General features: G+C 39.9%; 16 protein-coding genes. 2 read left to right on the forward strand and 14 right to left on the reverse strand.

The annotated features are described in order from the left end of the window. The 8 genes from AC1D0Y_RS24150 to AC1D0Y_RS24185 all read right to left on the reverse strand — a co-directional run. Nucleotides 1-970 (reverse strand): T7SS effector LXG polymorphic toxin (locus AC1D0Y_RS24150; RefSeq protein WP_477707971.1); only part of this gene is annotated, 970 nt, incomplete at its 3' end. An 18-nt stretch (nt 971-988) separates the two neighbouring features. Further along, on the reverse strand, nt 989-1246 hold the full coding sequence (locus AC1D0Y_RS24155) for a YwqI/YxiC family protein (protein WP_013083474.1): 258 nt from the start codon (nt 1244-1246) through the stop codon (nt 989-991). After that, entirely contained in the window at nt 1243-1674 is a 432-nt protein-coding gene (locus AC1D0Y_RS24160; RefSeq protein WP_013057382.1) for a YwqH-like family protein, read from the reverse strand. Before AC1D0Y_RS24160 ends, AC1D0Y_RS24155 begins: the two co-directional genes overlap by 4 nt. Nucleotides 1675-2010: 336 nt before the next feature. Beyond that, on the reverse strand, nt 2011-3405 hold the full coding sequence (locus AC1D0Y_RS24165) for an MATE family efflux transporter (protein WP_014459767.1): 1395 nt from the start codon (nt 3403-3405) through the stop codon (nt 2011-2013). Between the two features lie 154 nt (nt 3406-3559). Then, complete coding sequence (locus AC1D0Y_RS24170) at nt 3560-4192, reverse strand: biotin/lipoyl-containing protein (protein ID WP_060746666.1); 633 nt, start codon at nt 4190-4192, stop codon at nt 3560-3562. Nucleotides 4193-4221: 29 nt separating this feature from the next. Further along, the gene (locus AC1D0Y_RS24175; RefSeq protein ID WP_060746665.1) at nt 4222-5877 is read right to left on the reverse strand and encodes an MFS transporter; all 1656 of its coding nucleotides are present in this window, start codon (nt 5875-5877) and stop codon (nt 4222-4224) included. A gap of 193 nt (nt 5878-6070) precedes the next feature. Next, nucleotides 6071-6508 carry a MarR family winged helix-turn-helix transcriptional regulator gene (locus AC1D0Y_RS24180; protein ID WP_060746664.1) on the reverse strand — a complete coding sequence of 146 codons (438 nt, stop codon included), beginning with the start codon at nt 6506-6508 and terminating at the stop codon, nt 6071-6073. A gap of 117 nt (nt 6509-6625) precedes the next feature. Further along, nucleotides 6626-7387, reverse strand: coding sequence for an exodeoxyribonuclease III (locus tag AC1D0Y_RS24185; protein WP_060746663.1), 762 nt, complete (start codon nt 7385-7387; stop codon nt 6626-6628). 171 nt (nt 7388-7558) lie between these two features. Here AC1D0Y_RS24185 and AC1D0Y_RS24190 point away from each other — a divergent pair, with 171 nt between their 5' ends. Next, complete coding sequence (locus AC1D0Y_RS24190; RefSeq protein WP_165802510.1) at nt 7559-7717, forward strand: hypothetical protein; 159 nt, start codon at nt 7559-7561, stop codon at nt 7715-7717. An 86-nt stretch (nt 7718-7803) separates the two neighbouring features. Beyond that, nucleotides 7804-9063: an erythromycin esterase family protein gene (locus tag AC1D0Y_RS24195; protein ID WP_060746662.1), complete on the forward strand. Its 1260-nt coding sequence runs from the start codon at nt 7804-7806 to the stop codon at nt 9061-9063. Between the two features lie 30 nt (nt 9064-9093). Here the strand turns inward: AC1D0Y_RS24195 and AC1D0Y_RS24200 are convergent, their stop codons facing one another. The 6 genes from AC1D0Y_RS24200 to AC1D0Y_RS24225 form a co-directional block, all read right to left on the reverse strand. Beyond that, nucleotides 9094-9573 carry a heme-degrading domain-containing protein gene (locus AC1D0Y_RS24200; RefSeq protein WP_132018890.1) on the reverse strand — a complete coding sequence of 160 codons (480 nt, stop codon included), beginning with the start codon at nt 9571-9573 and terminating at the stop codon, nt 9094-9096. 13 nt (nt 9574-9586) lie between these two features. Further along, a complete protein-coding gene (locus tag AC1D0Y_RS24205; protein WP_477707972.1) occupies nt 9587-10621 on the reverse strand; it encodes an oxidoreductase in 1035 nt (344 codons plus the stop codon). Beyond that, nucleotides 10618-11388, reverse strand: coding sequence for a DeoR/GlpR family DNA-binding transcription regulator (locus tag AC1D0Y_RS24210; RefSeq protein WP_060746659.1), 771 nt, complete (start codon nt 11386-11388; stop codon nt 10618-10620). Before AC1D0Y_RS24210 ends, AC1D0Y_RS24205 begins: the two co-directional genes overlap by 4 nt. A gap of 274 nt (nt 11389-11662) precedes the next feature. Next, nucleotides 11663-12754 (reverse strand): toxic anion resistance protein, encoded by a 1092-nt coding sequence (locus AC1D0Y_RS24215; protein ID WP_060746658.1) that lies wholly within the window; start codon nt 12752-12754, stop codon nt 11663-11665. An 18-nt stretch (nt 12755-12772) separates the two neighbouring features. Next, nucleotides 12773-14389 (reverse strand): YceG family protein, encoded by a 1617-nt coding sequence (locus tag AC1D0Y_RS24220; RefSeq protein WP_060746657.1) that lies wholly within the window; start codon nt 14387-14389, stop codon nt 12773-12775. 94 nt (nt 14390-14483) lie between these two features. Then, entirely contained in the window at nt 14484-15062 is a 579-nt protein-coding gene (locus tag AC1D0Y_RS24225) for a TerD family protein (protein WP_025751617.1), read from the reverse strand. Nucleotides 15063-15097 lie beyond the last annotated feature (35 nt).

The following is a 15097-nucleotide window of genomic DNA, read 5'->3' on the forward strand; positions in this document are numbered from 1 at the left end:
AGATGGCTTTTCCGCCTTTTGCGGCTCTTCCTACCCAGCCGACAACCGGAATGAAGCCGGCTGCTGCCATGGCTCCTGCTGCGACGCGCTGTGAGGTAGAAAGTTTTTCACCCGTAACAGGGTCCACGCCTTCTGCTGCTCGTTTATAATCATAATATCCGCTGACCTCTCCTGTAAAGGTAGAAACCGCGTCCCACGTTTTTTCATACCACGGCTTTTTTGCTTCTGCTTCTTGCTTTTTTTCCAGCTCGTATACTTCTTCTTGCTGCTTGTTATAGTCAACATATGAAGTTGCATAGTCGTTTAGTTTTGTTTGAACTTTATACAGCTCGCTGTCGTGATAGGCTTTTTCGTCAAAGGCAAGCTGATAGACACTTCCTCCTTGACTCGTAGCAAGCTCTAAGCCGCTTACTAGCGTATCCACTACCGCATAGAAATCGTCCATTTCGCTGTATTCTTTTGACCATTCAGCGTCAAGCTGGTTCACTGCTTCAATTGTATCGGTGCGTTTTTTCTCTGCTTCTTCTATTTTATCGTTAAACTCACTCGTTGAAAACGCTGAAATAGAGACGATATCATCGATGCCGTTTAAAATACTCTGCAGATCGTCGTGCTGCTGCGCAACCATTTCTTTAGCATTGCTATTGGCGTTTTTTAGCTCTGTTTCTAAAAATGATTCATCTACAATCGTGCTTCCTGATAGCTTTGCTTTTTCAGCTTTAACGTGAAGCGTTGAAAAATAGCTTTGCTGCATTTTAATTAAGTTTTCCCACTGTCCGGCCGTATCGGCGTGCTGCTTATAAAAAGATTTTATATTGTCAGCGCCTTTTCCTTCTAAGCTGCCATCTAAGTCCGCTACGCCCTGCAGCGCTTTTTTCAGTTCACCCAGCTGGCTTAGTAACTCATCGTAGGCTTTTTCCCTGTCTTGTGCTACATCAAACAGCGCTTTTGCATCGTATACTTTTCCCACAGTCATCCCCCTTTGCTGCTACGAATGGATAATAGATTCGTCTTGTTCTTTTAGTAAGTCTACATTAGATTTTGTATCTTTTACGTTTTTGTTTAGTGCTTTTATATAAGTAGAAATAAGCGTTTGAATTTCTTCTTCGCGCGCTTCCCATTTCTCTGTAGTATCAAGGCTGTTTTTTCCAAGGTCAGGCATTTTGCTAATGGATAAATTTCCAATCGCTGTGCTGACTGCTTCAAGCTTTTTGATAACGTCAGCGTGATCAAGCTTAATTGTCATGAAAACAGCCCCCTTCTAATTTCACTAATCTTGTTTTCTACTGCGTCATAGGCTTCTTCACCTTTAGCTAATAAAGAATCCGCTTCTCCAATAACGGCGTTCAAGCCGCTCAAAGCTCCTTTTTCAGCTTCTAGCGCCCATATCTTTGTTTCAATTTCACGAATGTATCCATCGTAATCACCGTCTAAAATGCCTTTTATGTTGTCGTAGGCTGCCGTACGTTTTTCGTCAAAATCATCCGATAACGTACCCGTCCATTTGTCTCCCAGCTCAGGCTTTTTGATATGTTCAATTTCTTTTAATGAAACAGCTTGTTCATGCTCAATTTTACTTTTAGCCGTTCTTAGCTTAGAAATTTTCCCTTCTACATCTGAGACTCTTCCAGATACTTCACCCAGCAGTCCGTCTAATACGCTTCCTAACCCCATATCGTTCCTCCTGTTCCGCACATTTCGAGTTTAATCCAATAATTATAAGTATAAAATTTGTCTCATTATAGCTAAATAGGAAAAAACTCTCTTTTTTATGCTTCTAGTTTCATGAATTGAGATAAAAATGGAAAATCAGAGAAAAAAGACTCATGTCTAAATACGTCATCCAACCATATACCGTTATCTAAAACAAAGAATAAGTAGAATAAAACCATTTCTTTGTACCTATACCCGTTTTTTCCCACAAATTAAAGCTTTTTGCGTAAAAAGACCAGCTTCACTTCGTTTTTTTACACAGCAAAAAACCTCTGCACATCCTGCAGAGGTTTCGTTTTATACTTGAACCGGCGTTGGTTCTTCAGCTGTTTGTTCGTGCTGTATAAGTCCGTAGTTTTCCCATGCTCGGCTTTTCCAGCGGAAAAACATAATAACTGCGCGCGTCCATTCATCGGCTGCGATGGCAAGCCAAATGCCAGCGAGCCCCATGTCTAAATGGAAAACGAAGAAATAACCGAGCGGCAAGCTCATCATGACCATCGACATCGCACCAATTAACACCGGATATTTGGCATCTCCCGCTGCCCGCAGCGAGTTAATCAGCACAATGTTCATCGTTCTTCCCGTTTCAAGCACAATGCTCAGAAGCAGCACCGTCGCCCCAAGCTCAATAATATGCGGATTGTCTGTAAACACGCTGATCAGCTGTGTTCTGAATGTCATCACAAGAACAACCATCATCATCGTTACGGCACTGGCCCATTTGACGCTTTTCCATACGCGATGGTACGCTTCATCTTTTTCGTTTCCGCCTACTAAACGGCCGACAATAATCGCTGTACCCATTCCAATTGCAATGGCAAATAAGTAAATGAACATTGAAATATTCATCGCGTACTGTCTCGCAGCAAGTGATTCTGCTCCTAAGTACGTCGCATAGTATAAAAAGACAATTTGACAGCCTTGATACATCACTTGTTCAAAAGCCGATGGAATACCGATTTTTAAAATTTTACCGATATATTCTTTTGAAAGCGTAATGTAGTATTGAAATTTCACTCTATATTCCATCACTTGATACAGCAGCCAAAAGAACACAATAAGGGCAACAAATCGGCTGAACGCAGATGAAATCGCTGCTCCTTGCACACCCATTTCCGGAAAGCCGAACTTCCCGAAAATTAAAGCATAGTTTCCTGCAATATGAAAAATGTTCATTCCAAGTGAAACAAACATCGCCTGCTTCGTAAAGCCATGTACGCGAATAATCGCTGCAAGAGAGTTAATAATCGCTTGAAGAAAAATAGCTCCTCCAACGATGGATAAATAGCTTTGTGCATACATCAGCACGTCACCTTGTAAGTTCATCGCTTCCATCATATGTCTGGAAAACAAAAGAAAACCCGCGCTAATGACTAGCCCGACTCCTAAATTTAACGTAACGGCCAAAGCAGAAATCTTTGACGCTTCCATATACCGTTTTGATCCTAAATACTGAGAGACAACAATTGCCGCTCCGTTACCAATGACCTCTAACACCAAAATCGCAATGTGAAGGTATTGATTGGCTGCTCCGACTCCTGATACGGCATCATCTGACAGCGCACTTAGCATAAAGGTATCAGCAATCCCCATTAACATAAAAAGAAACACTTCTAAAAAGATCGGCCACGTTAAGAAAAACAAATTCAGCTTTTCTTTTGGCCCTTTTTTTGTTTCGACCGCGGTCATCCCATCACCTTCTTTACCGATATCCAATTTCAAACAAGAAGTATCTTACCACACATTTCCTTTGTATACATCCCCTTTTTAGCACATTTTTTATTTTATTTGTTTAGGCATAAAAAAAGCCGCTCCCTTAGAGGAAGCAGCTTTTTTCCCGTTATTAAATTGAAATTTTCACTTCCGCATTCATACCTGGAAGAACTTTATCTGATGCGTCATCAATTGAAATTTTCACCGGTACTTTTTGCGTTACTTTTGTGTAGTTTCCTGTATTTTGAGCAGGAAGCATAGAAGACACTGAGTTTGTTGCGCGGCCGATTGCTTCAACATGGCCTTTAAAGACTTTACCTGAATCTCCGTCCACTGTAATGTCGACGCTGTCTCCTTCTTCTAAGTCACCTAGGTCTGTTTCTTTAATGTTTGCATTGATGTAGATTTTAGATAAATCAGCTGTTTGTGCTAACACATCGCCAGCTTTTACTAATTGATTTTGAGATGCGTTGTTTTTAATAATTGTTCCGTCAATCATAGACGTTACGTCTGTTGATTTTTCGCCTTCTTTTAAGTTTCCAACAGAATCACCTTGTGAAACGCTATCTCCTTCTTTTACATTCCATTCGCTTAACTGACCGTTAGCTGAAGCGATGACTTGTGAAAGCGGTGCTTCTACCTGCGCTTCATCTGTTTTAACGTAATTTGCTTTTTCGTAGAAATAATATCCACCAAAGCCTACTAGTAATAAAATCACAATGATTCCAACAATGTTAGTAACCAATAAACGACTTTTACTCATCGGAATTCCTTCTTTCTATAGTTAGTATATTATACAGAGGTTTCTTCTGTTTGAGGTGCCGGCAGCATTTTTCTTTCTTCTTGCGGCTCAGCTTCTTCTTGAACCTCTTCTTTTTGAACAAGAATTCTATTTTCACCGCTCCACGCTTTACTTAGTGAAGCAATGAGCATAATTACGCCTAAAATACCAAGCATGAAAAATAAGTTGTGATACGCATGTAAAATTGACGCTTTTTTAGCGCCTGCTACAACAGCCGTCACGGCCGATGTTTTTGCGTCTGCTTGACTCATTCCCATACCCATATAGCGTTTGATCATTTCAGATAACTGCAGCTTCACCTGAGGATCTACTGAGCTAATTTGACCTCGAAAATCTTCATAATAAATCGCATTTTGTCGAACAACAAACCACCCAATCACAGGTGCTACAATCGCTCCTAATAAATTTCGAATGGAGTGCAGTGAAATGGACCGCATCGAAGCTTGATGTAAATCTCCGGCTAGTGCCGCTCCTAGCGCGCCGGATACCAGTGCCATACTAACACCCATACCAAAGAGCATAATGTGAACATATAAACTTACTAGTGATGTATCAGCTGATACGTTCACCCAGCTAAATCCTACAATGACAATAAGAAGTGATCCAATTGCTCCAAGGTAACCTGGACCAAATTTGTCATATAAGAATGTCGTTGCAAATGCTGAAATCAGTACCCCAACAAAAAAGTATAAATAAAAATAAGAAAGCGTGGTATACGATGCATTTTGCACATTTTGCATGACGCCATTAATACCTGCAATGGCTAGAATATACGCCATATGACCGCCAATTGCCATAATTGTACCTGCAACTGGTTTTACGGCTAGCAGCGATTTTAATGGTACTAGCGGATTTTCAGCCGCTAAATCAACTAAGACAAAAATGACAACTAATCCTGCTGCAGCCAGTAAGAACGGCCACACTTGAATAGAAGCAAATCCTTCGTATCTTAGTTCATACAGTGGATACACTAATAAAATCATAATAAGACTAAGAATAAAAATACTTTTCTTATCCACTGGTCGATCTTCTTGCTGAGTTGGGTCGTGAGCAGGTAATACCTTATATCCAATAAACAGACATACAAGAGAAGCAAGTATTCCTAAAACAAAAACCCAGCGCCAATTATCCATGCTAAGAGATACAGCACCTAAAAAGGCTCCAATCGCCGTTGAACCGAACAGTCCGCCGATTGCTAACACTAAAAAGAAGTTTCGGATTTTATTCGGAAACGAGATCAGCGCAGCTGGAATAATGGTTAAAAACAGCATTCCTGAACTTAAGCCTTGAATCAGACGACCAAGGGATAAAAACGCAACGTTTTCGGAAAAAACGTTGATAATTGAACCCGCTAAAAAGACTAAAACGAACGTTAAGTATGCTTTACGCACGCCATATTTTTTCGTCAGCATCGGACCAATAGGTACCCCAAGTCCAAATGCCAAGTTAGAAATAATAGATGGCAATAGTAAGCTTTGTGTACTCGCATCAAATCGATTTTGAATCAATACTTGATTGACCGTGTAAGATAAATTCAAAAAATACTGAGGGCCAATTGAAAATAGCGTTAAAATCGCCATAATCAAGTATTTAGGTACGCTTAAACCTTGTTTGTCGGAGGCTACTGCTGGATTATTCTCACTCATATTTATTCCTCCTTTTATTAAATTCTTTTCATATGACTAACAATTCCTTACATATTTTATTGTACAAGTTGTATCATGCAAGTTATAGCAGCACTACATATTATACATCTTTTAAAGAAGAAATCAACTTCTTTGTTTCAACTTAAAAAGACTATTTTTCAATAGCCTTTTTGTTCATCTATATGTATTCGCTTTAACATCCATTACTGCGCCATTTTTTAAAATCGAGATTCAAGCGGGATAAACTTTTTTCCAGTGCTAAAACCTCTTCTTCCGACCAATCTTCTAATACTTCAGCATAGGCCTGTTTACGCTTGTTTTGTACATGCTGCAAAATCTCTTTTCCTGAATCCGTCATTTCAATTAAACTAATTCGCCCGTTTTCCGGACTTGGAAAGCGGCGGACAAACTGTTTAGTCTCAAGCGCAGATACTTGCCGGCTAGCTGTAGATAAGCTCAGCTTTAAATTTTCAGCTAATGCATTAATCCCGAGCGGACTGCGCTGATCTAGCTCGCTTAACAGTAAATACTCAGAACGGTCCAAGCTTCCAAGCTTAGGACTGTGCGTCGTTGTTAGACGAACAAGCAGCGCAATTTCGTGCTCAATGGTTTGCAGCGAGTCTCGCTTCACCTCTGTCTCCCCCTTTATCTTATAAAACATTCTGTACTTTTTAATATGTTTACTATACCGCAACCGTTCGCGTGAACCAACCTTTTTTCCGTTTTTCTTCTATTATATAGAAAGATATCATAGATGGGGTACATTTAATTCTAGCATCACAGGGCAGTGATCGCTTCCCATTACATGCGGATGAATAGCAGCTTCTTGAATAACGGATTTGATTCTCTCGGATACGATAAAATAATCAATGCGCCACCCGATATTTCGTTCTCTCACTTTGTTCATATACGACCACCACGTATAGGCTTCTTCTTGATTCGGATACAAATAACGAAATGTATCAAGAAATCCGCTAGCAAGAAGCGTCGTCATTTTCCCTCGCTCTTCTATGGTAAAACCAGAATTGCCTCGGTTTGGCTTTGGATTACGCAAGTCAATTTCTTCGTGTGCTACATTTAGGTCTCCGCATAAAATCACTGCTTTACGGGTATTTAATTTTTTTAAGTACACGAGCAGATCATCTTCCCATTGAAGCCTTTCTTCAAGCCTTGCTAAGTCTCTTTTAGAATTTGGCGTATACACGTTTACTACATAGCATTGTTCAAACTCAAGCGTGATAATACGTCCTTCGTCTTCCGATTCTTTATCCACACCGTATGAAACGGATAAAGGCTTTTGCTTTGTAAAAACAGCCGTTCCGGAATACCCTTTTTTCACGGCATAATTCCAGTACTGATAATACCCTTCTAGCTGCAAATCAATTTGGCCTTCCTGCAGCTTCGTCTCTTGAATACAAAATACATCCGCATTCACTTCTTGAAAATAATCTAAAAATCCTTTTCGCACACACGCGCGAATGCCATTTACGTTCCACGAAATCAACTTCATAAACTTTTCACGTTCTCCTCACTCGATTTATGTATCAGTGTTTAGTGTAGACAATTTTTTGCATGAGTTCAAATAATTTAAAGCGTATACTTTTCTTTTCAAGGTATTCCTGATATTTCTTCTTATTTTATTTTCTGTACCTCAAACACTAGATACAAGAGGTGAAACATAATGTCAACAAACCACACGTATGAAAATAACGAAGAAGTTTCTGCTGTTTCTAAAAAAGAAGAGCATCCTACTAAAGAGTGCGAAACACAGAATCAAACGGCGCTTACTAAAGAAGATTTTTCTTTAAATGATTCTGCTATTAAGCACTTTAGCAGGTAATTCATAAAAATAAAAACGCGTTAACTGGTAGCAAGACTCGCTGTCTCAAGCTCTTGCTATCCATTTCTTAAACATAAGGTGGTCGTATGCTAAAAACCATTCAAATGATAGAAGCCATTAAAAAACATTCTATGCCTTTTGCTGATGTCGATGACTTACTGCCGCTTATTAACACAGCAAGCCGCGCTCAATACGTACTTCTCGGAGAAGCCTCTCACGGCACATCTGAATTTTACGAAATTCGAGCAGCTATTACGAAAGAATTAATTCAGCACTATGATTTTTCCTTTATAGCAGTGGAAGGAGACTGGCCTTCATGTTTTGAAGTTAATCGCTACATTAAAGGATATACAACTCAATACGCGAATGCCGAAGATGTCTTAAAATCTTTTAGCCGCTGGCCTTCATGGATGTGGGCCAATCAAGAAATAAAAGAATTGATTGAATGGCTTCGTGATTATAACAACAACTTGCCAGCACATCAGCCAAAAGTAGGTTTTTACGGCTTAGATGTATACAGCCTGTGGGAATCGATGGAAGCCATTATTGAGTACTTAGAAAACAACCACGCTTCTGATGCTAAGAAAGCGAAAAAAGCCTTTGAATGCTTTGAACCTTTTCATCGCGAAGCACAGATGTACGGAATTTCTTCTGCCCTTTACGGGAAAAACTGCATGGTAGAAATCTTAGAGCTTTTACAAACCATTCAGCAAAAGAAAGATACCTATACTCATGAGCCTGAGGCTGCGCTTAGTATGCAGGTAAATGCGCTGGTAGCAAGCAATGCTGAAGCTTATTATCATACGATGATTACCAACGACAATGAATCGTGGAATATTCGCGATCGTCATATGGTAGAAGCTTTAAAATATATTCAAGCTTACTACAAAGATAGCGCTAAAGGAATTGTATGGGAGCATAACACTCACATCGGAGATGCAAGAGCAACGGACATGAAAAGCAGCGGCATGGTGAATGTAGGTCAGCTTACCCGTGAAGAATACGGACAGAAGCATGTTTACGCCGTCGGATTCGGAACTCATCACGGCACGGTCATTGCTTCTGATAGCTGGGGTAATCCTCATCAGGAATTAACCGTTCCTCCAGCTATAGAAGGAAGCTGGGAAGATGCCATTCACCGAGCAGGTGCTTTTGATCAATACCTCATGTTCACAGAGGAAAACCGAACATTTTTTCATTCAACGATAGGCCATCGCGCCATTGGTGTTGTATACGACCCAGAGATTGAACAATACGGAAATTATGTTCCTTCTCGCTTGTCAAAACGATATGATGCTTTTATGTATGTAGAAAAAACACACGCCTTATCGCCACTCATCTTTTAATGAAATAAGCGGACTTCCAACGAAGTCCGCTTATTTTTGTTGCAAAAAGCTACGAATCGTATCTGCCACAAGTGCATGATCTTCTTCTTGCGACATGCCTGATACGGTAATGGTTCCGATTACGCCGACGTTTTTAACCGAAATTGGAAATGACCCTCCTACTGCTTCGAATTCCTGAGGATCCGCTGCGTAAAACTGCGCGTAAGAACGATCTTTTAACTCGCAGTACAGCTTCATATAATACGAGCTGTGATGGTGACGAAGAACGGTGTTTGATTTTCGTTTAATCCATTCTTCATGATCGGGAATAGCCCCTTCCATCGCATGTTGAAAGAGAGTTTGACCATTTCGTTTAATGCTTACTGTAACGGCTTTCCCTTTACTTTTTGCTTCATTAATAAGGGCCGTTCCGATCTGTAAAGCCTGGTCATTTGTAAATTGATGAAAGATCAGTTCTTTTTCCTGCTGAACCACTTTTTCAAGCAGTTTCTCTGCCGAATGATTACTCACTGTTTCTCGCTCCTTAGTTAAAATAAACCGTTCGTTTTTCTTTGCTGCTTTCAAATGCCGCTTCAATGACTTTAACCACGTCACGAGCTTCTTCTGCTGAAACCGGAAGTTTTTCTCCTCGAAGCAGGCTGTCGGCAATTTTTTGATAATACGTCACATAAGAACCGTGCAGCGTTGGAATTTCTTTCGTTTCGCCTTCGCCAGTGGTCAGCTTACCGTAGTGTTCAGGGCTGTCGGCTCCCCACGTATCATCCACAGGCTTCTTGCCAGCTCTCAGCATATCTTCTTGGCCGTCAATGCCGTATTTAATATAGCTTGCTTTTGTTCCGTGAACTTGAAAGCGCGGCCCGTTGCTTGGCACAATGGCACTTGAATGTAAAATAACGCGAAGAGAACCGTATCCAAGCACTACGTGGAAGTAATCATCCGTACGTGCATGATCTCGCTGACCAAACACATCTCCTTGAACAAAGTCAGGCATTCCAAAAAGATGTAAAGCTTGGTCAATTAAATGAGATCCTAAATCGTAAAGCGCTCCTGACCCAGGTCCTTCATTTTCTCTCCAGCGGTCTCGAACAGCTGGACGATAGCGGTCAAAATGCGCTTCATACATTTTAACGTCGCCTAATTTCCCTTCTTCAATCAGCTGTTTCACCGTCAAATAATCATTATCCCATCTGCGGTTATGATAGACGCTTAGTTGAACATCCTGTTCTTTTGCTAATTGAATTAATTCATTTGCTTCTTTTTCTGATACGACCATCGGCTTTTCAACAATTACATGCTTGCCTGCGCGTAGTGCGTCTTTCACCATTTCATAGTGCATGCCGCTAGGCGTTGTAATAATAACTAAATCAATGCTGTCATCTTCTAAAAGTTCAGAGAGAGTACTCACTACTTCAACATCCTCTAAGTCACTCTTTACTTTTTCAGGATTTGAACTCATTACCTTTGAAATATGAAATTCGTCTAACACGCTTAAAAGCGGCGTGTGAAAGACCGTTGCTGAAAATCCGTATCCTACTAATCCTACTTTTATTTTCTTCATTGTGTTTCCTCTCCTTTATCAAAATCTGTTACGATAAGCCGCACTTGATTTTGTTCTATTTTTTCTTTTACATCCACTTCTGGCGCTTTATTTGTAATTAGGATATCAATGTCGCTCATATCACATACTCGATGTAAAAATTCACGTTCAAACTTTGTATGATCCGCAAGCATAATAACTTGTCTTGCGCATTGAATCATCTGTCTTTTTAAAAACGCTTCTTCTTCACTTGGAGATGTAATACCATCTGCACCAACGCCGCACGTACCTAAAAACAGCTGATCTACTTTGTATTCCTGCAACGTAGAAATCGTTCTTGGCCCAGTGACGTTACGGTTTTTCCCGTTAAACTTGCCCGGCAGCAAAAACGTATCACACGCTGTATATTGATCGAGCAAATCCACATTATCAATGGAATTCGTAATAACGGTTACATGCTTTACATCCATATACTTCGCCATCAGTACGATGGTCGAGGACGTATCTAAAAGCACGTCATACCCCTCCGACATTAACGCAGCTGCTTCTTTAGCAATTTGTTCTTTCGCTTTGGTAGGCGTCCGTTCACTGTAATCAATGATATGACTTGACGATAGCGTTGCTCCGCCTTTAACTCTCATAACCTCGCCGTTTTCTTCAAGCTTGACTAAATCACGCCTCGCCGTATCTTTTGAAACGGTGAACATATCGCAAATTTCGTCTAATGTAATCGTGCGGTGTGTGTGAAGGTATTCAATAATCGCACTCATGCGCTGTTCTTGATACACCCGAATACCCTCCTTTTTTACTTTGATATGAGCTAATTGTAGCGCAAAGAAAAGTTAAAAACCAGCAAAAAAACTTAAAATAATTAAGTTTTTTGCATTTTTAACTTAAATTATAAACGTACACGAACGCCTTTTGGAAATAACTATCTTATTTTGGATAATACTTCTTTTATATCTGATACCCTTTCACGCTTTTCACTAATCTCTTACGGTTCAGACTTCTAGCAAACGTATAGGCAAAAAAGCGGGAATCGTAAAGATTCCCGCTTTTTCGTTACATCTTATGTTCAAGCGCCTTGAAGTTTTCTTGAAATTGCGCTAAGCGAACAAGTCCTTCTTCACGAAGGCGTTTGTTTTCCTCTTCGATTGCTTTTGTTTCCTGCATTCCTTTCATAATAATATTCCACGTTTGTTCCATCGTTTCTACTTTTACGCTAGGAGCACCGGACATTTTGGCAATTTTAACGCTTTGCTGTGAAATGTTTTCTGCATTGCGAATGAGCAGCTCATTTGTGCGTTTGTCTAATTCGTTCATAGACTCCGCTACTAAATTTTGACGTTTTGCTGCGATTGCGTTAATGAGTCCATTTTTAAAAATAGGAATCGTTGTAATAAACGCAGAATTGATTTTGCCGATCAGCTTTGTATTTCCTCGCTGCAGCATACGGATTTGAGGAGCGGATTGATAAGATACTTGTTTTGCCATTTCTAAATCATATAATCGCTGCTCCATCAGCTCAACCGCATTTTTTAAGGTTTGAAGCTCCATTGCCGCCAGCTGATTTCCACTCGACGCTCTTTCTTCAAGCACCTTTACCTCTTGTTTTAACTCTTCTACTTTCACTTCGCCCGCTACAATGTATTTTTCAAGCTCCATATAATACTGATAGTTTTGCTCGTAAAGCTGTTCAAGCGTCGTGGTTGAATGCTTCATTTCAGTTTCATATTTTGTAATCTCTACATATACTTTATCAATTTCAGAGCCCATTGTTTCATATTTTTGAAACAGCTTATCCACTATTTTTTGACCGCGTTTAAAAAGCTTAGAGAAAAACCCTTTATCTTCAACAAAATCCTTTGCATCAAATTTGTCCATAATCTTTCCAAGCTGCTTTAATAATTGACTTGACTCTTCCATGCTAGACGATTTAATTGTACTAAGCACTTTTCCGGAAAACGAGGAAATTTCATTGGCTGTTTCTTTCCCATACTCAAGTAAAGCCAGCTGATTTTTATAATCAATTTGTTCTGCTAAGCGACGTACTTCCGGCTCTTCTCGCAGTTTTGCTTTTACTTCATTAGGCTTTGTTTCTAAAACTTCTTCGGCTTCGTTTACATCTAAAGGCTGTAATTCGTTTGTTGCCATTTAAAAACCCTTCTTTCTTTAAAAGATTCGTTTTAACCATTTTTGAATGAGCGACGGCTCTTTGAATTCTTCATTAAAGCTAATTTCTTCTAGCCAATGTATATCGAAATATTTTTCTTCGACAAACGCTTCTATATCTATTTGACCGGTCGGATTAAAAAGAACAATGTCAACGCCAAATTCATTTAATAGAAGCAGTAAAGCTGCATCTTCACGCGTAAACGTTTCATGTTCATTTCCGTGATAAATAATGAGCCGAGGGACGTGCTGCGTATAATCAAATTTTTGAAGCATGCGAAGCACGTTGTTTGGAAGCTTCAAAGACTGATTAAACAAGTACATTTGATGCTGATACGCATCTTCATGATCCAACCGAAGGAGCTTTGAATGTGCACAGTATCTGGAAATAGCTGCAGCTAGCCCTTGTTGAAGCCCGATAGGCAGCTCTTTATAGCGCCACCAGTTGCTTTCAATCATTTTATCTGGACTGAGTGTCCCATCACTTCTGAGAGCGCCTTGGTAGTGAAAGTGATTATTTCCTTCTATTTTTTGGGCAAAAGGAACAGAGTCAACAGTAAGAGCTAACTCATTTTCTGTTTGCATGAGCTCATGCACTTTACTCCAGTACTCTTTTCGGTTTTTGGAAATGCCAAGCACTTTTGAAAACAGAACCGGCACGTATACATATGGCTTTGACACTTCAAAATTAGGACGAATAAACGCCCGTTCTCTCATTAATAAAAAAATCTCATCATACGTCGTTTTAAGAGTAACTGAAGTTGGAAAATACGAACGAAATTGCCACGGTTTATACAGCATAGACTCCTCTGAATGAAGCACTTGCTCAATTTCTTGAGAAGCTCGAAATGCTACCGTACCTTTTCGAACCGGTTTATCCGTTGGAAAAGGTAAAAGCGAGCTAGTAGAAGGAAACGTATAAACCGTTGTTAAATGTTGATTCTTATCTACTTCTTTTAAATGATCCTTTCCTTCTGGATGAAAGGTAAGGACGTCAAAACCTAGTAAAATCAAATAATAGAGAAAATACTGCTCGCTTTTATTCGCATCTCCATACCACATGATGCGAGGCGCGTGCTCAGGAAAGGCTTTATCGACCATCCAAGGTTTTACATGATTCCACTGCCACTTTATTAAATCGATTAATACGCGTTGAAAATGCCCGTCCATAAACCCCTCTGCGTGCTGTTCTTTAAAACACGTTAACGTTTCAATAAATTTTTCACGTATTCTTCTATGTATAGCGGGATTTTCTGACTTCACGATCAGCTTTTTTCCTTCTAAAAAAGCAAACAGTCGATTGACAGAAAGGCCGCGTTCTTCTTGATTAATTTTAAGAATCGTTTGTACTTCTTTTAATCTATCATTTGAAATGGACTTATCAAGCTTATCGTGCAGGACAAGGATCGATGATGATGAATGCGCAAGTTCATAAAGAAAAGCTGCGTACTCGTCCGCATCAAGATGGGTGCCTACATATCTTCCTGCCACTTGTTTATAGGAAATTTGCTGCTCATTTTGTATAAAGTCACCTCGCAGAGAAACATCTTGAGAAAAAAGAGAAGTTCCATTTTGCTCGTTAAGATTAATGATATGAGGATCAATTAGTTTACTCACGCCTTACAGCTCCTTTCTTTTCAGACATATACATGCTAAAAAGAAAGGGTACTCGTTAAAGCACCCTTTCTTTTTCATTTATCCCATGCCTTTTTTATACGGATAATCCGTAGTTGCGGCAAAGGTCGGCCAAGCCACCGGAAAATCCGCTGCCAATGGCATTAAACTTCCAGTCGTTTCCGTGCTTGTATAGCTCGCATACAACGACAGCTGTTTCGATTGAAAAATCTTCACCTAAATCATAGCGCAGTACTTCTTCATTTGTTTCAGCATCAATCAGACGAACAAACGCGTTGGATACTTGTCCAAAGTTTTGTCCGCGAGCATCTGCGTCGTGAATCGTGACGCTAATTCCGATTTTTTCAACGTAGTCAGGAAGAAGAGAAAAATCAACGGCTATTTGCTCATCGTCTCCATCTCCTGCACCCGTACGGTTGTCACCGGTATGCTCCACAGCGCCATTTGGACTTTTCAAATTGTTGTAAAAAACAAACTCTTCGTCATTTACAACCTGACTTGATTTATTGGCTAAAAATGCACATGCATCTAAATCGAAATCCTGAGATCCAGCATATTTATTTGTATCCCACCCAAGACCTACTATTACTTTTGTTAAGCCTGGGTTCGTTTTGGTTAGGTCAATGCGCTGACCTTTTGATAAAGAAATTGACATAAAAATATCCTCCGTACGTTTTCTTACTTTAATGA

It is taken from the genome of Priestia sp. P1_B12_1, from assembly GCF_056406695.1.